Genomic DNA, 17,225 nt, shown 5'->3' on the forward strand with positions numbered 1-17,225 from the left:
GGTTCGGTACGAAACATTCCGCAACGGACCGATCTACCCCGAGATGGTCTCAGGGGAGGTCAGGGGAAGCGCCAGGAACCCACCAGGGATCTGCCAGGGGTCTGCCGGACGCGCGCGGGGGCCGTCTCGGGCGAGGCTCGGAGCATGATCCAGATCGATGCCCTCTCCAAGAGGTACGGCAGGTTCACGGCCGTCGACAACGTGACCTTCACCGCCGAGCCCGGCCGGGTGACCGGCTTCCTAGGCCCCAACGGCGCCGGTAAGTCCACGACCATGCGGATCCTGGTCGGACTCACCGATCCGTCCTCCGGCAGCGCGCACCTCCTCGGCCGCCACTTCTCCCAGCTGCCCAACCCCGGCCGCGAGGTCGGCGTGCTGCTGGACGCCTCCGCCCAGCACGGCGGGCGCACCGGCCGCGAGATCCTCACCCTTGCGGCCCGCACCATGGGGCTGTCGAGGTCCAGCGTCGCCGAGACCCTCGACCGGGTAAGCCTGACCGAGGAGGAGGCCGGGCGTCGCGTACGCAACTACTCCCTCGGGATGCGGCAGCGGCTCGGGATCGCGACCGCCCTGATCGGCGACCCCGAGGTGCTGATCCTCGACGAGCCGGCCAACGGCCTCGACCCGGCCGGCATCCGCTGGATGCGCGACCTGCTGCGGGGTTTCGCCGACGACGGCGGCACCGTCCTGCTCTCCTCGCACCTGCTGCACGAGATCGAGGTGATCGCCGACGACATCGTGGTGATCGGCAACGGCCGCATCGTGGCGCAGGGCACCAAACAGGAGCTGCTCGCCAGCGGCGAGACGTACGCCCGTTCCAGCGATCCCACCTCGCTCGGCCGGGCGCTCCAGCGGGCCGGCCACACCGCCGAGATCACCACCGAGGGCGCCGTCCGCAGCGACGCCGACCTCGCCACCGTCGGCCAGATCGCCTTCGACACCGGGCTCGTGCTGAGCGAGCTCCGCGCCGCCGACGGCGCCGGCCTGGAGGAGATGTTCCTCCAGCTCACCGCCGAGACCCAGCGTGACCACCTCCAGACCCCGGAAAGGGAAGCAGCATGACCACCACGACCATCGCCCCGGAGCCGGTCCACCCGGCTGCCGTACGCCGCCACGAACGGGCCGTGCCGGCCCCGATCCCCTTCGGCCGGATCGCCGGCGTCGAGCTGCGCAAGATGTTCGACACCCGCTCGGGGTTCTGGCTGATGGCCAGCCTGGTCGTGCTCTCCCTGGCCGCGACCGCGGTGACGATCATCTTCGTCGACGCCGACAACCTCGACTACGAGGGCTTCGCCAGTGCCTGGGGTATGCCGATGTCGGTGGTCCTGCCGATGATCGCGGTACTCGCGGTCACCAGCGAGTGGAGCGCCCGCAGCGCCCTGACCACCTTCACCCTGGTGCCGGGCCGCGGCCGCGTCATCGCCGCGAAGGCGCTGGTCACTGCCGTCGTGGGCGTCGTCGCCATCGCCGTCGCAGCCGCCGTCGGTGCGCTCGGCTACCTCGGCGTGGCGGCCGTCATGGACCTCGACCCGGTGTGGAACATCTCCTTCACCGAGCTCGCCCAGGTGACCCTGGCCAGCGAGATCGGCATGTTCATGGGCTTCATGCTCGGCACGATCTTCCGCAACTCTCCGGCCGCGATCGTGGCGTACTTCGTCTACGCCCTCGTCCTCCCCGGCGTCTCCTCGGCGCTCGCCTCGACGAACACCTGGTGGGCCGAGCACGCCACCTGGTTCGACCTCAACTGGGCGACCATGAACCTCTACTCCGAGATGACCGACAAGATGTGGGCCCAGCTGGCGGTCGCCGGCCTGATCTGGCTCGTGGTCCCGATGCTGATCGGCCTCCGCCTGGTCCTCAGGTCCGAGGTCAAGTAACCCGCCGAGTCGGCGCAACTGTCCCGCTCAAAACCGCCGAGTCGGCGCGTCTGTCCCAAGACTCTGGGACATACGCGCCGACTCGGGCCCGTTTTCTGGGACAGTCGCGCCGACTCGGCGAACTTCGGGTCAGCGGGCAGCCGAACCCTCGGTGTAGTCGTCGTCGGACTGGCTCCACGAGAAGTGGGCGCGCAGGGCCTTGCCGGTGGCCTCGATCGGGTGACCGGCCTCCTCCTCGCGCAGCTTCTTGAACTCGGCCGCACCGTTGTCCTGGTCGGCGATGAAGCGGGCGGCGAAGGAGCCGTCCTGGATCTCGGCGAGGATCTGCTGCATCGTCTCCTTGACGGCGGGGGCGATGACGCGCGGGCCGGAGACGTAGTCGCCGTACTCAGCGGTGTCGGAGATCGACCAGCGCTGCTTGGCGATGCCGCCCTCCCACATCAGGTCCACGATGAGCTTGAGCTCGTGGAGCACCTCGAAGTAGGCGATCTCGGGCTGGTAGCCGGCCTCGGTCAGCGTCTCGAACCCAGCCTGCACCAGGTGGGAAACGCCGCCGCAGAGCACGGCCTGCTCGCCGAAGAGGTCGGTCTCGGTCTCCTCGGTGAAGGTCGTCTTGATGACACCGGCGCGGGTGCCACCGATGCCCTTGGCGTACGACTTCGCGAGGTCCCACGCGGAGCCGGAGGCGTCCTGCTCGACGGCGATGATGTCCGGGATGCCGCGGCCGGCGACGTACTCACGACGCACCGTGTGGCCCGGGGCCTTCGGGGCGACCAGGATCACGTCGACGCCCTCGGGCGCCTTGATGTAGCCGAAGCGCACGTTGAAGCCGTGGCCGAAGACGAGGGTCTTGCCGGCGGTCACGTGGGGCGCGAGCTGGTCGTTGTAGAGACCGCGCTGGTGCTGGTCGGGGGCGAGGATGACGATCACGTCGGCCTCGGCGGCGGCGTCGGCGGGCGCGAGGACCTTGAAGCCCTCCTCCTCCGCCTTCGGGGTCGACTTCGACCCGGGCTGCAGGCCGATGCGGACGTCCACACCGGAGTCACGCAGGTTGAGCGCGTGGGCGTGGCCCTGGCTGCCGTAGCCGATGACGGCAACCTTCTTCGCCTGGATCAGCGCGAGGTCGGCGTCGTCGTCGTAGAAAATCTCAGCCACGAGGGCTTCTCCTTTAGTTGTGTTTGATAGGGGTTCAGACCGCGGAAGGCGGAGCGGGCACAGCCACGGATCGCAGGCTGCGCTCGGAGATCGACCGGGAACCGCGACCCATGCCGACCATGCCGGACTGGGAGAGCTCACGGATGCCGAAGGGCTCGATGACCCGGAGGAAGTCGTTGAGCTTGCCGGTGTTGCCGGCGAGCTGGACGATGACGGTGTCGGTGGACACGTCGACGACCTTGGCCCGGAAGAGCTGGATGGTGTCGAGCACCTGGCTGCGGGTCTCCGTGGTGGCGGTGATCTTGACCAGCATGAGGGCGCGCTGGACGCGCGACTCAGGCTCGAGCTCGACGATCTTGATCACCTCGACCAGCTTGTTGAGCTGCTTGGTGACCTGCTCGAGGGGGGTGTTCTCGAGATTGACCACGACCGTCATGCGGGAGACCTCGTCGTGCTCGGTCGGTCCCACCGCGAGAGATTCGATGTTGAAGCCACGGCGCGAGAAGAGCGCGGCCACGCGGGCCAGGACGCCGGGCTTGTTCTCGACCAGGACGCTCAGCGTGTGCTTGCCGCCGGTCTTCACGGGCTGGATGCTCATCAGAGGTCGTCCTCGTCGAACTCGGGCGCGAGGTCGCGCGCGTACTGGATGTCATCGTTGGAGGAGCCCGAGGGGACCATCGGCCACACCATGGCGTCCTTGTTGACCCGGAAGTCGACGACGACGGGCATGTCGTTGATCTCCATGGCCTTCTCGATGGTCGCGTCGACGTCGTCGGCGGAGTCACACGCCAGGCCGACGCAGCCCATCGCCTCGGCGAGCTTCGGGAAGTCCGGGATCCGCTTGGGCTGACCGTGGGACTGCAGATTGGTGTTGGAGTAGCGCTCGCCGTAGAAGAGCGTCTGCCACTGGCGCACCATGCCGAGGTTGTCGTTGTTGATGATCGCGACCTTGATCGGGATGCCCTCGATCGCGCAGGTGGCGAGCTCCTGGTTGGTCATCTGGAAGCAGCCGTCGCCGTCGATCGACCACACGGTCGAGTCCGGGCAGCCGACCTTCGCGCCCATCGCCGCCGGGACGGAGTACCCCATCGTGCCGAGGCCACCGGAGTTGATCCAGGTGTTGGGGTGCTCGTAGCCGATGAACTGCGCGGCCCACATCTGGTGCTGGCCCACGCCGGCGGTGAAGATCGTGTCCTCGCCGGAGATCTTGCCGAGCCGCTCGATGACGTACTGCGGCGAGAGGCCCTCGGCAGGAAGGTCGTACCCGAGCGGATACTTCTTCTTGATCCCCGCCACGAAGGCGATCCAGCCCTCGTAGTCGCCCTCCTTGCCAGCCTCCTTCTCCGCGGTGAGCACCGCGATCAGGTCGGTGAGGACCTCACGCACGTCGCCCACGATCGGGACGTCGGCGTAGCGGTTCTTGCCGATCTCGGCCGGGTCGATGTCGGCGTGGATCACCTTGGCCCCCGGGGCGAAGGAGTCCAGGTTGCCGGTGACGCGGTCGTCGAAGCGGGCACCGAGGCTGATGAGCAGGTCGGACTTCTGCAGGCCGGCGTTCGCGGCGACGGTGCCGTGCATGCCCGGCATCCCGAGGTGCTGCGGGTGGGAGTCGGGGAAGGCGCCGCGTGCCATCAGGGTGGTCACGACCGGGATCCCGGTGAGCGTGGCCAGCGCCAGGAGCTCGCGGTGGGCACCGGAGCGGATCGTGCCGCCACCGACGTACAGGACCGGCTTCTTGGCCTCCAGCATCAGGCGCGCCGCCTCGCGGATCTGCTTGGCGTGCGGCCTGGTCACCGGGCGGTAGCCCGGCAGGTGGAGCTCGGTCGGCCACCGGTAGGTGGTGGTGGCCTGCAACGCCGACTTGGTGACGTCGACGAGGACCGGACCCGGACGTCCCGAGGACGCCAGGTGGAAGGCCTCAGCGACCCGCAGCGGGATCTCCGCCGGGTCGGTGATGAGGAAGCTGTGCTTGGTGACCGGCATCGTGATGCCGCGGATGTCCGCCTCCTGGAAGGCGTCGGTGCCGATCATCGCCGCGCCGACCTGGCCGGTGATGGCCACCATCGGCACGGAGTCCATGTTGGCGTCGGCGAGCGGGGTGACCAGGTTGGTCGCGCCCGGGCCGCTGGTGGCCATGCAGACCCCGACCTTGCCGGTCGCGGCGGCGTAGCCCTGGGCGGCGTGGCCGGCGCCCTGCTCGTGACGTACGAGGATGTGGCGGATCTTCGAGTCCATCAGCGGGTCGTACGCCGGGAGGATCGCTCCCCCCGGAATGCCGAAGATGTTCTCGGCCCCCGCTGCTTCCAGCGACTTGATCAGGCTCTGCGCGCCTGTCATCTGCTCGCTCATGTCCGCCGTCCTACTCATCAGAGCTGTCTACTCATGGGCTGTCTCGTACATCTGGTTCGTGCAACAAAAAACCCTCCGGCCCGGCGGGCAACGGAGGGAGACGCGTCGTCTGGGGCCAGTGGCTCCTAGGCGACGCGCCTGATAAGTACGAGAATGCTGTTCAGCATGCCCACACGTTAACCCCATGTGTCGCGCCGTGTCACCTCACCCTATCGCGCGTCCCATGATCTGAGATCACCGTCCCAGTATCTGTCAGTCGTTCGGCTGGGTCGGATCTCAGGGTTCTCACCGAGGCGACCGGCGCCAGCGGATCGCTAGCCTGGACGTACCTGTGGATCTCGGGTCTCTCTGCCCCGTGGAGGCAACGATGTCGACCGACGAGAAGCACGGATCCGCGTGGCTGCCGCCACGCTGGTTCATCCGCGCCGCGTGGTGGTTCCACCGCCGGCTGTACGCCGCGGGCGGAGCGCGCTTCCTGCGCCGCCCGCGCCCGGACCGGGCCGGCATGCTCCGGCTGACCACGGTCGGCCGCCGCACCGGACAGGAACGCTCGGTCATCCTGTCCTACGTCCCCGACGGGTCGGCCTACGTGACCCTGGCGATGAACGGCTGGGCCGACCCACCGCCCGCCTGGTGGCTCAACCTGCAGGCCCGGCCCGAAGCCCTGGCCGAGACCGTCGACGGGCCACGGCAGGTGCGCGCCCACGAGGCCACCGGACCCGAGCGCGAGCGGCTGTGGGCGCTGCTCGCGGCCGCCGACGACGGCTGGGGCGAGCTCGACGACTTCGCCGCCCGGCGCTCGCACCAGACGCCCGTGGTGGTCCTGGAGGTCACCGAGCCGTCGGCGTGACCTCCGCGGGCCGCTCCTGACCGTGGCCGAGCCGCTCGCGCAGGAAGGTCCAGGCGAACGCCGAGAGATGGGCCGACTGGGCGTTGTTGGCAGCACCGCCGTGGCCGCCCTCGATGTTCTCGTAGTAGGTGACGTCCTTGCCGGTGGCGGCCAGGAGCGCGGCCATCTTGCGGGCGTGACCGGGGTGGACGCGGTCGTCCTTGGTGGAGGTGGTGAGCAGGACCGGCGGGTAGGTCCTGGAGCCGTCGAGCAGGTGGTAGGGCGAGAACGTCTTGATGTACTCCCACTCCTCCGGCACGTCCGGGTCGCCGTACTCGGCCATCCAGCTCGCCCCGGCGAGGAGGTGCGAGTAGCGCTTCATGTCCAGCAGCGGCACCTGGATCACGACGGCGCCGAACAGCTCGGGGTAGAGCGTGAGCATGTTGCCGGTCAGCAGCCCGCCGTTGGAGCCGCCCTGGATCCCGAGGTGGCCCGCGTCGGTCACGCCGGTCTCGACGAGGTGGCGGGCGACGGCGGCGAAGTCCTCGTAGGCCTTGTGCCGGTTCTCCTTCAGCGCCGCCTGGTGCCAGGCCGGGCCGTACTCCCCTCCCCCGCGGATGTTGGCGACGACGTAGACGCCGCCCTCGCTGAGCCAGGACCGGCCGACTCCGGCGGAGTAGCCCGGCGTCATCGGGATCTCGAAGCCGCCGTAGCCGTAGAGCAGCGTCGGGGCCGGGCTGCTGCCGTCGAGCGCGGCCTCGGAGCCGACGATGAAGTAGGGGATCCGGGTGCCGTCGGCCGAGGTGGCGAAGCGCTGCTCGGCGCGGAGCCCCGCGGTGTCGAACCACGCCGGCGCCGACTTGAGCGGCTCGATCGTCTCGGCACCGATGGTGGTCAGGCCGTACGTCGTCGGAGTCAGGTAGCCGCTGGTGACGACCCAGACCTCGTCGGACTCGACCGCGTCGACGGCACGGGTGCCGACCGCGGCCACCGGGTCGGTCACGGGGAACTCGGATCGTATCCACTCGCCCGAGGCGGACGGGGTGAGCACATGGAGCTGGTTCTTGACGTCCTCGAACACGTTCACGACGAGATGGTTGCGGGTCCAGGTCGCCCCGGCGAGGGAGGTCCTCGCGGTGGGCTCGAAGAGCACGGTGAGGTCGCGCTCCCCGGCCAGGAACCGGTCTGCCTCGATCGCGAGCAGCGAGCCGGCGGCGTACGTCTCCTGTTTCGGGGTCCACTCGTCGCGGAGCTCGATGACCAGCCACTCGCGGTGGAAGCCGGCCTCGGCGGAGTCGGGGATGTCGAGCTTGGTGAGGGTCTGCTCGGGGGTGCCGGGGTCGGTGGCGACGTAGGTCTCGGACTTGTAGAAGGCGATCGAGCGGCTGACCAGGTCGCGCTCGAAGCCGGGGGTGTGGATGTGGCGGGCGGAGATGTACATGTCCTCGTCGGTGCCCTCGTAGACCACGGCCGCGTCCTCGAACGGGGTGCCGCGGCGCCACAGCTTCACGATGCGCGGGTAGCCGCTCGGGGTCAGCGAACCGGGGCCGAAGTCGGTGTAGACGTAGACCGCGTCGGGGCCGCACCAGGAGAGCGCGCCCTTGGCGCCGCCCTGCTCGACGGCGCGGGTGAAGCCGCCCTCGGCCGGGCTCACGAAGGCCCTGGTGACCAGGTCGAACTCCCGCGTCACATCGGCGTCCGAGCCGCCCGGGGAGAGGTCGACGAGCACCTTGCGCCACGGCTCGCCGGGCTCGGGCCGGAGCACCGAGGCGCCGTGCCAGACCCAGCTCTCGCCCTCGTCGGCGGCGAGCGCATCGAGGTCGAGCAGGATCTCCCACTCGGGGTCGTCGGTGCGGTAGGACTCCGGGGTGGTGCGCCGCCAGATGCCACGCTCGTGGTCGGCGTCGCGCCAGAAGTTGTAGAGGTGCTCACCGAGGCGCGAGACCTCGGGCACCCGGTCGTCGGAGTCGAGCACCTCGAGGATCTGGGCCTCGATCTTCGCGAACACCGGATCGGCGCCGACGCTCGCGTGGGCCTCCTCGTTGCGCGCCCGCACCCAGGCCAGCGCCTCGACCCCTTCGACGTCCTCCAGCCAGCCGAACGGATCCTCTGCGGCGGGGTCGAGCGGGGTCACGATCGTCGGGTCAGAGCTCATGCCGGAAGGCTACTTCGCGGTGTGCAAGTTGCAGCAGACCGGCACAATTGGGACATGAGTGATGCGGAGGGGTCGTCGAAAGGTCTGCCGCGGCGAGCGGCGACACGGACGGCGAAGCTGGCCGCGCTGCCGATGGGGTACGCCGGGCGCAAGGCGCTCGGGCTCGGCAAGCGGATCGGCGGCAAGCCCGCCGAGGCGGTGCTGGCCGACGTCCACCAGCGTACGGCCGACCAGCTGTTCCGCACCCTGGGTGAGCTCAAGGGCGGCGCGATGAAGTTCGGCCAGATGCTCTCGATCATGGAGGCGGCGCTGCCGGAGTCGCAGGCGGCCCACTACCGCGCCCAGCTCACCCGGCTCCAGGACTCCGCTCCCCCGATGCCGACCGGCATCGTCCGCGGCCTGCTGGCCCGCGACCTCGGCCCCGACTGGGCCTCGCAGCTGGTCGAGCTCTCCGAGGAGCCGGCCGCCTCGGCCTCGATCGGGCAGGTCCACCGGGGCCGGTGGGCCGACGGCCGCGAGGTCGCGGTGAAGGTGCAGTACCCGGGCGCCGACGATGCGCTGCGGGCCGACCTGCGCCAGATCGGCCGGGTCGCCGCGATCGGCAACGCGGTCGTGCCCGGGATGGACGTCAAGGCGCTGGTCGCCGAGCTGCAGGAGCGGGTCGTCGAGGAGCTCGACTACCCGAAGGAGGCCGAGGCCCAGCACGTCTTCGCCGAGGCGTACGCGGACCATCCCCTGATCGACGTCCCCGATGTCGTCGCGGTGGGACCGAGCGTGCTCGTCACCGAGTGGGTGGAGTCGGAGGGCTCGATCGCGAAGGTGATCGCCGAGGGCACACCCGAGGAGCGCGACCACTACGGCGAGCTGCTCGTGCGGTTCTGGTTCTCCGCACCGGAGCTGACCGGGATGCTCCACGCCGACCCTCATCCGGGCAACTTCCGCGTCCTTCCCGACGGCCGGCTGGCTGTGCTCGACTTCGGTCTCGCCGCGCGGCTGCCGGAACGGGGCTTCCCCGAGCCGATGGGGCGGCTGATCCGGATCGCCTCGACCGGCGACGCCGACGCGCTGGTCGCGGGCCTGCGCCACGAGGGCTTCATCCGCGAGGGCATCAAGGTCGAGCCGCAGCACGTGCTCGACTACCTCGCGCCGTTCGTGACCCCGGCGCTGGAGGAGCGCTTCCGGTTCACCCGGGAGTGGATGCGGGAGGAGTTCAAGCGGATCAACGATCCCAAGGACCCCGCCTACACGGTCGGGCTCAAGCTCAACCTGCCGCCGTCCTACCTGCTCATCCACCGGGTCTGGCTCGGTGGTCTCGGGGTGCTGGCGCAGCTCAACGCGGAGGCGCCGTTCCGGGAGATCCTCGAGGAGCACCTGCCCGGGTTCGCGGACTGAGGCGTCAGGGCAGCACGGTCTGCCCCACCGGTCCCGGGTTGTAGGCGATCTCCCAGCGCACGCCGTCGGGGTCGGCGAAGTAGCCGGTGTAGCCGCCCCAGACCCGCTCCTCGGCGGCCGAGGCCTCACGCCCCAGCGACCGGGCGAGGTCCAGGACGTCGTCGACCTCCTCGCGGGTGGCGACGTTGTGGGCGAGGGTGAACGGCGCCACGCCGTCGGCGACGGCGATCGTGCCGACCTCCTCCTCGAACTCGCTGCGGTCCCACAGCGAGAGGATCACGTGCTCACCGACGCGGATCATGAGCACGCCGTCGGCCTCCATCTCGGGGGTCCAGCCGAGACCGTCGACGTAGAACGACCGGCTGGCCGCGACGTCGGCGACGGCCACGGTGATGAAGCTGATGCGCTGGTCCATGGCAGCCACCCTGCCATGGACCAGCAGGGGTGTCAGGCCTCTGTCGCCCGGTTCGGCTTCTCGCGCAGGACCTCGCGACGCGCCCGGTACTCGTCCTCCTCGATCTCGCCCGCGGCGTACCTCTCGGCCAGCCTCGCCTCGCCCGCGCGCCGCGGTGCCTCGGCCACCCGCTTGCGGTTGAGGAGGACGATCGCGGTGATGATCGCCGCGATCACCAGGAACCACAGGATCGGGAAGATAGGCCAGAACGCCGGCGGCCCTCCCCCGTCCTGCCACGGTCCGCTCTCGCGCCACGGACCCCAGTGGTCGTCGGCCACCACCGTGGCCACCGTCTCGTTGATGCTCATTGCTCGTGTCCAATCTGTCGGGCTTGCCTATGCCCTCAGACTGATGCGTGTGAGCCATCGGGACATCGGCTCAGGAGCGGGGGCCGCGTACGCAATCGTGCGTACGCAGCCCCTACTCGGTCGGGGGCCGGAGCCGGCTGCGCTGGCGCCCCTGCTCGTCGAAGTTGGCCGGGTCGAGCCAGCGCTCGTGCGCGTCCCGCACGCTCGGCCACTCCTGCGCCGTCACCGAGAACCAGTCGGTGTCCCGGTTGCGGCCCTTCACGACCATGTGGTTGCGGAACCGGCCCTCATAGCTGAACCCGAGCCGCTCCGCGGCCCGCCGGGACGGCTCGTTGAGCGCGTCGAGCTTCCACTCGAAGCGCCGGTAGCCCAGCGTGTCGAAGGCGTGCCGCATGAGCAGGTGGACCGCCTCCGTCGCCGCCCGGGTGCGGGCCAGCGCTGGGCCGAAGAGCACCCCACCGACCTCGATGCTCCCGTTCGCGGGGTTGATCGCGTGGAAGCCCGCGACCCCGCTCGCCCGGCCCTCCCGCTCCCCCTCCTTCGGGACGAAGGCGAACGGCACGACGTCGGCCGCGTCGACGAGGCCCGCCAGATGCATCCACAGGTCCTGCAGCGAGGTCGGCATCGCGATCGGCCGGTAGGTCCACAGGTCGGCGTCGCCGGGGCCGCAGACCGCGGCGTAGAGGTCGGAGTACTGCGCCGAGGAGAGCGGCGCGACCCGGACGTAGCTCCCCTCGAGGGTCACCGTCTCGGGCCACGGCCGCGGCTCCCAGCCCTCGACGACATCACCCACGGGATACAAGAAGTTCGTCACGGTCCTCATTCTCGCCGACCGTCGCGAGCGAGCGCCGGGCGGCGCCGAGGGCGAGCATCCCGACCAGGCAGACCAGGAGGAGCACCCCGGCGAGGACCATCACCGACTCCACCGCGAACCGGTCCGCGAGCGGCCCGAAGACGATCATCGAGACCGGCATCGCCACCGACATCACGATCCCGTAGAACCCGAACACCCGGCCGCGCATCGAGTCCTCGACCTGCTCCTGCAGGACGGTCGCGGCGGGCACCAGCAGCGTCTGGAAGAGGATGCAGATCACCAGGCCGGCGACGGAGAACACCCAGAAGTCGGTCGAGACGCCCAGCCCGACGACGAGCACCCCGACACCGACCGAGGCAGCCACCATCAGCCGCACCCGGCGCTTCACCCGGGGCCCGAAGACGGCCATCAGCGCGCCGCCGAGGACCATCCCGACGCTCCAGAACAGCTCGTTGACGCTCAGCATCCAGACCTCGTCACCGAAGCTGCGGGTGATCATCAGCGGCGTCAGATGCGCCGGGGCGCCGGCCATGAACATCACGACCGCCACGAGCCCCATCACCCAGCGCACCGAGGGGTTCGCCTTGACGTACCTCACCCCGGCGAGGAGATCACCGAAGTAGCTCACGGGCTCCGTCGAGCGGACCGTCCGCGCCACCGGCACCGCCAGCAGCAGGAGTACGCCGGCCACGGCCGTCACCACGTCGATGAAGAAGACCGCGACGATGCCGGTGCTCGCGTAGACCGCGGCGGCCACAGCGGGCGCGAACAGCATCATCCCCGACTGGATGGTCTGCTGGACGCCGTTGACCCGCATCAGGTGCTCGGCCGGGACGATCTGCGGGAGCATGGCGTTGACCGCCGGCCCCTGGACACCGGCCAGCGCCGAGCGGACCGCCATCGCGACGAAGATCATCCACAGGTCGCCGACCCCGCTCAGCATCAGCAGCGCGAGGACCAAGGTGGCGACCGCGATCGTCGAGTCGGCCCCGATGATCAACAGCTTGCGCGAGTGCCGGTCGGCCCACACCCCGCCGAAGACCGAGACCACCGCCTGCGGCAGCATCCCGGCCGCGACGCTCAGGGTCAGCACCGCGGCCGACCCGGTCTCGACGGTGAGGTGCCACATCACCGCGTACCCGACGATCATCGATCCCAAGGACGACACCGTCTGGCCGCCGAGGAAGACCAGCAGGTTCCGCTTCCATCGATCCGACATCGCAACCACTCCCGCATCAAGTGGGCCGCCGTGCCGGCCCCTCACCCATGCCACGAACGGTCGCCGCCGGTTTCGACAGTCGCGCAGACGGCTATTCGGCCACCGGGTCGAAGTCGAACGCCGGGAGCCCGTCGAGACTGGTGAGGTTCTTCCGGTGCCGATACTCGGCCGACCCGTCGACCCCCTTGCGCTCGAAGTACGCCGGGAGCAGGTCGCGCTCGCCGACGTACGACATCAGCGGCACGGCGAAGCCGCAGGAGTCGGAGACCCGCTCGATGTCCACGACGACGACCGCCCGGGCACCGGGAAGGTCCGTGAAGCGGCCGGCGAGCTCGGCGTACTCCTCCTCGTAGCGGGTCACGACCCGGCCACGTCCGTGGAAGCGGACGATGTTCGGCGCCCCGTCGAAGGCGCAGAACATCACGGTGATCCGGCCGTTCTCCCGTAGGTGCGCGATCGTCTCGCTGCCGCTCCCGGTGCCGTCGACCCACGCGAAGGTGAGCTCGTCGAGCATCCCGAAGGTGCCCGGGATGCCCCGCGGCGACAGGTTGACGTGACCCTCACCGGAGAGCGGTGCGGTGGCGACGAAGAAGACGACCTGACGGTCGACGAACTCCCGCAGCCGCCCCTCGACGCGCGCATGAACCTTTCCCATGCGGCAGATGGTGCCAGCACCGACGCCGGGTCCGCCCGCGATATCCAGCGGGCGGACCTCGGGTCCTCCTGGCTACTCCGGCACGTTGCGGTAGGCGCCGTCGGAGGCCGAGGTGGCCATCGAGGCGTACGCCCGCAGGGCCGCGGAGACCTTCCGGTCGCGGTTGGCCGGGGTGTAGGGCTTCTCGCGCTTCTCCTGGGCCACGCGACGCTCGTCGAGGACGATGTCGTCGACGTCGAGGGAGATCGAGCGGTTCGGGATGTCGATGGAGATCTGGTCGCCGTCCTCGATCAGGGCGATCAGGCCGCCGCCGGCCGCCTCCGGGGAGACGTGGCCGATCGAGAGCCCCGAGGTGCCGCCGGAGAAGCGGCCGTCGGTGATCAGCGCGCACTTCTGGCCCAGACCGCGGCCCTTGAGGAATGAGGTCGGGTAGAGCATCTCCTGCATGCCCGGCCCACCCTTCGGGCCCTCGTAGCGGATCACCACGACGTGGCCGGCCTCGACCTTCTTGGCGAGGATGCCGTCGACCGCGTCGTCCTGGGACTCGAAGACGATCGCGGTGCCGGTGAAGGTCAGGCACTCGTCGGGGACTCCGGCGGTCTTCACGACACAGCCGTCGGGGGCGATGTTGCCCGACAGGATCGCCAGCCCGCCGTCCTCGGAGTAGGCGTGCTCGAAGTCGCGGATGCAGCCCTCGGCGGCGTCGGTGTCCAGGCTCGCCCAGAGGTTCTCGGTGGAGAACGCCTCGGTCGTACGCACCCCGCCGGGTGCGGCGAGGAAGAGGTCGAGCGCCTCCTGGCTGGGGTTCTCGGCGCGGATGTCCCAGGCGCCCAGCCACTCCTCGACGGTGTCGGAGTGGATGGTGTGGACGTCGGTGTTGAGCGCGCCGCCGCGGAGCAGCTCGCCGAGCAGGGCGGGGATGCCGCCGGCACGGTGGACGTCCTCCATGTGGTACTTCGGACTGTTGGGGGCGACCTTGCTCAGGCACGGCACCCGACGCGAGATCGCGTCGATGTCGTGGACGTTGAAGTCGAGCTCGGCCTCGCGCGCGGCCGCGAGCAGGTGCAGCACCGTGTTGGTCGAGCCGCCCATGGCGACATCGAGCGCGACCGCGTTCTCGAACGCGCTGCGGCTGGCGATGGAGCGCGGCAGGACCGACTGGTCGCCCTCCTCGTAGTAGCGGCGGCACAGCTCGACGACCGTACGTCCCGCCTCCTCGAAGAGCGCGCGGCGCTTGGCGTGGGTGGCCAGGGTCGACCCGTTGCCGGGCAGGCTGAGACCGATGGCCTCGGTGAGGCAGTTCATCGAGTTGGCGGTGAACATGCCGCTGCAGGAGCCGCAGGTCGGGCAGGCGGCACGCTCGATGACGTCGAGCTGCTCGTCACTGACCGCCTCGTTGACCGAGAGCACCATCGCGTCGACCAGGTCGAGCTTGTCATGCACGATCCCCTCGATGGCGGTCGTCTTGCCGGCCTCCATCGGGCCGCCGGAGACGAAGACGACGGGGATGTTGAGGCGCAGGCTGGCCAGCAGCATGCCGGGGGTGATCTTGTCGCAGTTGGAGATGCACACGATCGCGTCGGCGCGGTGCGCCTCGACCATGTACTCCACCGCGTCCGCGATCAGCTCGCGGCTCGGCAGCGAGTAGAGCATCCCGGCGTGGCCCATCGCGATCCCGTCGTCGACGGCGATCGTGTTGAACTCCTTGGCCACTCCGCCGGCCTCCTGGATCTTCTCGGCGACGATCTTGCCGAGGTCACGGAGGTGGACATGGCCGGGTACGAACTCGGTGAACGAGTTGGCGATCGCGATGATCGGCTTGCCGAAGTCGTCATCGGTCATCCCGGTCGCGCGCCAGAGTGCGCGCGCACCCGCCATGTTGCGGCCCGAGGTCGAGGTTGCGGAGCGAAGAGTGGGCATACCAGAAGGCTAGACCCGGTGGCGTACGTCTTTGCACACAGCGCCACGCGGTGGACGCATGCCGATCGCTCAGGGGCCGGCGGGCGACCACGATCGGCGCACTGACCGACGCTGCGTCGCTGCACGGATCATTCACACCTTCGCGGATACGTCCGCTCCGATCTGGTTGCAGATCGACCACGTGCAGAAAGCGGCATCGCGACGTTGGCGACCGAGATACGCACTGCGTCAACCATTCCTGGGACGTACCATCAATGCATGACCAACCAGCGCATCACCGTCGACCCTGCCCGCATGGGCGGTCTTCCGACGGTTCGGGACACCCGGGTCACCGTCACCGCGGTCCTCGGGCAGCTCGCTGCGGGGCAGTCGGTCGACCAGATCCTCGACGACTACCCCTACCTCGAGCGCGAAGACATCCTGGCCGTGTTGGCGTTCGCAGCCGAGTCGGTCCAGAGCGAGCGACCGTTCGTGGCCGCATGAGGCTCTTGATCGACGCGAATCTCTCCCCGAAGGTAGCGGCCGGCCTTCATGCCGGCGGGCACGATGCGGTGCACGTCTACGACATCGACATGCACTCGGCAACAGATGAGGCCATTTCGCTTGTGGCAGCCGAGGAGCGCCGCACCGTCATCTCCTCGGACAGCGACTTTGCTCAGATCCTCGCTCTGACAGGACGGACGGCGCCATCACTCGTCCTGCTGAGGTCGGCCGACCCCCTGACGCCGAGTGCACAGGTGTCGATCCTTCTCGCCAACCTCCCGACCGTCGCCAAGGACCTCGAGGCCGGCGCCGTCGTCTCGTTGGGCGGCAATCACCTCCGCGTACGTCCCCTGCCTCTGCGCACCTCGAAGCCACCGCCGTCGTCGAAGGGCGAGGAGGTGGTGAACCGAATGCGCGGCACCTCCACCACCGGACGGTCCACGGACGAACTGATGGATCAACTCCGCGGCGATTGACCACCGAACCACCAGCGCATTCACACCTTGGCGGCTCGGACCACCATCACGTCGGGGATGTCGCGGAGGATCTCGCGCCAGGTCTCGCCGGCGTCGGCGGAGGCCCAGACCGAGCCGTTGCGGGCGCCGAAGTAGACGCCGGCCGTCTCATGGTCGTCGGCGCACATCGCGTCGCGCATGACCCCGACGTAGAAGTGGTCGGGCAGGCCCTTGTCGAGCGCCTCCCAGTGGTCGCCGGCGTCGCGCGAGCGCCACACGATCGGCTTGGCCTCCGGTGGGTAGCGGGACTCGCCGGCGCCGATCGGGAAGGTGAAGATCGTGTCGGGCTCCTGCGGGTGGACGACCACCGCGAAGCCGAAGTCGGTGGGGAGCCCGTCGGCGATGGACTTCCACGACCGGCCCTCGTCGTCGGAGCGGTAGACGCCACCGTGGTTCTGCAGGTAGAGCCGCTCGGGGCGGGAGGCGTGGCGGGCGACCTTGTGGACGCACTGGCCGAACTCGGGGTACTGCTGCCCCTCGGGCAGGAAGACCGCGATGATGCCGTTGTTGCGTGCCTCCCACGTCTCCCCACCGTCGGAGGTGTGGTAGACGCCGCCGGTCGAGATCGCCGCGGTCACCGAGTCCGGGTCCGTCGGGTGCGGCAGGATCGTGTGGAACGCCTGACCGCCGAACCCCTCGTTCCACTCGGTGCGGTGCGGGTGGTCCCACAGCCCCCGCACCAGCGAGAAGGAAGCGCCGCCGTCACCCGACCGGAAGATCGCGCCGGGCTCGACGCCGGCCCAGATCGTGCCCTCCGGCAGCCCGGGCTGGAGCTGCCAGACGCGGGCCAGGCTCGCGTCGACGTCCTCGGGGAACGACATCGAGGTCTCGGTCCAGGTCTCGCCGCCGTCGGCGGAGGCGCGCACCAGCGCGCCCAGCCACAGCGAGGAGCATCCGGCAAGGACTCGCCCGGTCCCGGGCTCGATCATGGCGGAGTAGATCTCCTCCATGTCATGGTGCGGACCGGTGAAGTCCCAGTCCTGGCGGGCGTCGTCAGAGCGCCCTATCCACAGACCCTTCCGGGTCCCGACCAGCAGCTGCGTACCCATGCCTTCCAGCATCCACCCGGTCGCCGTTCGTGGCCAGGAGATTTCGGGGAC

At 69.7% G+C, this 17,225-nt stretch carries 17 protein-coding genes; 6 read left to right on the top strand and 11 right to left on the bottom strand.

Annotated elements, in window-relative coordinates; all coding sequences use genetic code 11:
* The first annotated feature begins 144 nt into the window (after positions 1-144).
* Positions 145-1,062: an ABC transporter ATP-binding protein gene (locus ACZ6WN_RS19425; RefSeq protein WP_465866856.1), complete on the top strand. Its 918-nt coding sequence runs from the start codon at positions 145-147 to the stop codon at positions 1,060-1,062.
* Positions 1,059-1,877: an ABC transporter permease gene (locus tag ACZ6WN_RS19430; protein ID WP_465866857.1), complete on the top strand. Its 819-nt coding sequence runs from the start codon at positions 1,059-1,061 to the stop codon at positions 1,875-1,877. Before ACZ6WN_RS19425 ends, ACZ6WN_RS19430 begins: the two co-directional genes overlap by 4 nt.
* A gap of 129 nt (positions 1,878-2,006) precedes the next feature.
* Here ACZ6WN_RS19430 and ilvC read toward each other — a convergent pair whose 3' ends face one another.
* Genes ilvC through ACZ6WN_RS19445 form a run of 3 tightly spaced genes read right to left on the bottom strand, consistent with a single transcriptional unit; the run spans position 2,007 to position 5,381 of the window.
* Positions 2,007-3,032 carry a ketol-acid reductoisomerase gene (gene ilvC, locus ACZ6WN_RS19435; protein WP_465866858.1) on the bottom strand — a complete coding sequence of 342 codons (1,026 nt, stop codon included), beginning with the start codon at positions 3,030-3,032 and terminating at the stop codon, positions 2,007-2,009.
* Between the two features lie 34 nt (positions 3,033-3,066).
* Positions 3,067-3,630, bottom strand: coding sequence for an acetolactate synthase small subunit (ilvN, locus tag ACZ6WN_RS19440; protein WP_091049441.1), 564 nt, complete (start codon positions 3,628-3,630; stop codon positions 3,067-3,069).
* Positions 3,630-5,381 (bottom strand): acetolactate synthase large subunit, encoded by a 1,752-nt coding sequence (locus tag ACZ6WN_RS19445; RefSeq protein ID WP_465866860.1) that lies wholly within the window; start codon positions 5,379-5,381, stop codon positions 3,630-3,632. The genes ilvN and ACZ6WN_RS19445 overlap by 1 nt, the downstream gene beginning before the upstream one ends.
* Positions 5,382-5,748: 367 nt before the next feature.
* Between ACZ6WN_RS19445 and ACZ6WN_RS19450 the strand changes: the two genes are divergently transcribed.
* Positions 5,749-6,231 (top strand): nitroreductase/quinone reductase family protein, encoded by a 483-nt coding sequence (locus ACZ6WN_RS19450; protein WP_465866861.1) that lies wholly within the window; start codon positions 5,749-5,751, stop codon positions 6,229-6,231.
* On the opposite strand, the gene ACZ6WN_RS19455 is transcribed toward ACZ6WN_RS19450, so the two are convergent.
* A complete protein-coding gene (locus ACZ6WN_RS19455) occupies positions 6,212-8,365 on the bottom strand; it encodes a prolyl oligopeptidase family serine peptidase (RefSeq protein ID WP_465866863.1) in 2,154 nt (717 codons plus the stop codon). The genes ACZ6WN_RS19450 and ACZ6WN_RS19455 overlap by 20 nt on opposite strands.
* A 54-nt stretch (positions 8,366-8,419) precedes the next feature.
* Here ACZ6WN_RS19455 and ACZ6WN_RS19460 point away from each other — a divergent pair, with 54 nt between their 5' ends.
* On the top strand, positions 8,420-9,757 hold the full coding sequence (locus ACZ6WN_RS19460; protein ID WP_465866865.1) for an ABC1 kinase family protein: 1,338 nt from the start codon (positions 8,420-8,422) through the stop codon (positions 9,755-9,757).
* A 4-nt stretch (positions 9,758-9,761) separates the two neighbouring features.
* On the opposite strand, the gene ACZ6WN_RS19465 is transcribed toward ACZ6WN_RS19460, so the two are convergent.
* The 6 genes from ACZ6WN_RS19465 to ilvD form a co-directional block, all read right to left on the bottom strand.
* Positions 9,762-10,172, bottom strand: a complete 411-nt coding sequence (locus ACZ6WN_RS19465; protein ID WP_465866867.1) for a VOC family protein — start codon at positions 10,170-10,172, stop codon at positions 9,762-9,764.
* Between the two features lie 32 nt (positions 10,173-10,204).
* The gene (locus tag ACZ6WN_RS19470) at positions 10,205-10,519 is read right to left on the bottom strand and encodes an SHOCT domain-containing protein (RefSeq protein WP_465866869.1); all 315 of its coding nucleotides are present in this window, start codon (positions 10,517-10,519) and stop codon (positions 10,205-10,207) included.
* 112 nt (positions 10,520-10,631) lie between these two features.
* Positions 10,632-11,333: a GNAT family N-acetyltransferase gene (locus ACZ6WN_RS19475; RefSeq protein ID WP_465866871.1), complete on the bottom strand. Its 702-nt coding sequence runs from the start codon at positions 11,331-11,333 to the stop codon at positions 10,632-10,634.
* Positions 11,305-12,552 (bottom strand): MFS transporter, encoded by a 1,248-nt coding sequence (locus tag ACZ6WN_RS19480; RefSeq protein WP_465866873.1) that lies wholly within the window; start codon positions 12,550-12,552, stop codon positions 11,305-11,307. Before ACZ6WN_RS19480 ends, ACZ6WN_RS19475 begins: the two co-directional genes overlap by 29 nt.
* 91 nt (positions 12,553-12,643) lie before the next feature.
* Positions 12,644-13,207, bottom strand: a complete 564-nt coding sequence (locus ACZ6WN_RS19485) for a pyridoxamine 5'-phosphate oxidase family protein (RefSeq protein WP_465866875.1) — start codon at positions 13,205-13,207, stop codon at positions 12,644-12,646.
* A gap of 72 nt (positions 13,208-13,279) precedes the next feature.
* Positions 13,280-15,127 (bottom strand): dihydroxy-acid dehydratase, encoded by a 1,848-nt coding sequence (ilvD, locus tag ACZ6WN_RS19490; RefSeq protein ID WP_465866876.1) that lies wholly within the window; start codon positions 15,125-15,127, stop codon positions 13,280-13,282.
* A gap of 258 nt (positions 15,128-15,385) precedes the next feature.
* Here ilvD and ACZ6WN_RS19495 point away from each other — a divergent pair, with 258 nt between their 5' ends.
* Both ACZ6WN_RS19495 and ACZ6WN_RS19500 read left to right on the top strand, forming a co-directional pair.
* Positions 15,386-15,610: a DUF433 domain-containing protein gene (locus tag ACZ6WN_RS19495; RefSeq protein WP_465866877.1), complete on the top strand. Its 225-nt coding sequence runs from the start codon at positions 15,386-15,388 to the stop codon at positions 15,608-15,610.
* On the top strand, positions 15,607-16,086 hold the full coding sequence (locus ACZ6WN_RS19500; RefSeq protein WP_465866878.1) for a DUF5615 family PIN-like protein: 480 nt from the start codon (positions 15,607-15,609) through the stop codon (positions 16,084-16,086). The genes ACZ6WN_RS19495 and ACZ6WN_RS19500 overlap by 4 nt, the downstream gene beginning before the upstream one ends.
* A gap of 20 nt (positions 16,087-16,106) precedes the next feature.
* Here the strand turns inward: ACZ6WN_RS19500 and ACZ6WN_RS19505 are convergent, their stop codons facing one another.
* The gene (locus tag ACZ6WN_RS19505; protein ID WP_465866880.1) at positions 16,107-17,174 is read right to left on the bottom strand and encodes a WD40/YVTN/BNR-like repeat-containing protein; all 1,068 of its coding nucleotides are present in this window, start codon (positions 17,172-17,174) and stop codon (positions 16,107-16,109) included.
* Positions 17,175-17,225 lie beyond the last annotated feature (51 nt).

Source organism: Nocardioides sp. NPDC054178 (assembly GCF_055585005.1).

Excerpts from the sequence above, each read along its gene's own strand:
- ACZ6WN_RS19425 (WP_465866856.1), top strand. The coding sequence starts at position 145 with ATGATCCAGATCGATGCCCTCTCCAAGAGGTACGGCAGGTTCACGGCC.
- ACZ6WN_RS19430 (WP_465866857.1), top strand. The coding sequence starts at position 1,059 with ATGACCACCACGACCATCGCCCCGGAGCCGGTCCACCCGGCTGCCGTA.
- ilvN (WP_091049441.1), bottom strand. The coding sequence starts at position 3,630 with ATGAGCATCCAGCCCGTGAAGACCGGCGGCAAGCACACGCTGAGCGTC.
- ACZ6WN_RS19445 (WP_465866860.1), bottom strand. The coding sequence starts at position 5,381 with ATGAGCGAGCAGATGACAGGCGCGCAGAGCCTGATCAAGTCGCTGGAA.
- ACZ6WN_RS19450 (WP_465866861.1), top strand. The coding sequence starts at position 5,749 with ATGTCGACCGACGAGAAGCACGGATCCGCGTGGCTGCCGCCACGCTGG.
- ACZ6WN_RS19455 (WP_465866863.1), bottom strand. The coding sequence starts at position 8,365 with ATGAGCTCTGACCCGACGATCGTGACCCCGCTCGACCCCGCCGCAGAG.
- ACZ6WN_RS19460 (WP_465866865.1), top strand. The coding sequence starts at position 8,420 with ATGAGTGATGCGGAGGGGTCGTCGAAAGGTCTGCCGCGGCGAGCGGCG.
- ACZ6WN_RS19465 (WP_465866867.1), bottom strand. The coding sequence starts at position 10,172 with ATGGACCAGCGCATCAGCTTCATCACCGTGGCCGTCGCCGACGTCGCG.
- ACZ6WN_RS19470 (WP_465866869.1), bottom strand. The coding sequence starts at position 10,519 with ATGAGCATCAACGAGACGGTGGCCACGGTGGTGGCCGACGACCACTGG.
- ACZ6WN_RS19480 (WP_465866873.1), bottom strand. The coding sequence starts at position 12,552 with ATGTCGGATCGATGGAAGCGGAACCTGCTGGTCTTCCTCGGCGGCCAG.
- ACZ6WN_RS19485 (WP_465866875.1), bottom strand. The coding sequence starts at position 13,207 with ATGGGAAAGGTTCATGCGCGCGTCGAGGGGCGGCTGCGGGAGTTCGTC.
- ilvD (WP_465866876.1), bottom strand. The coding sequence starts at position 15,127 with ATGCCCACTCTTCGCTCCGCAACCTCGACCTCGGGCCGCAACATGGCG.
- ACZ6WN_RS19495 (WP_465866877.1), top strand. The coding sequence starts at position 15,386 with ATGACCAACCAGCGCATCACCGTCGACCCTGCCCGCATGGGCGGTCTT.
- ACZ6WN_RS19500 (WP_465866878.1), top strand. The coding sequence starts at position 15,607 with ATGAGGCTCTTGATCGACGCGAATCTCTCCCCGAAGGTAGCGGCCGGC.
- ACZ6WN_RS19505 (WP_465866880.1), bottom strand. The coding sequence starts at position 17,174 with ATGGGTACGCAGCTGCTGGTCGGGACCCGGAAGGGTCTGTGGATAGGG.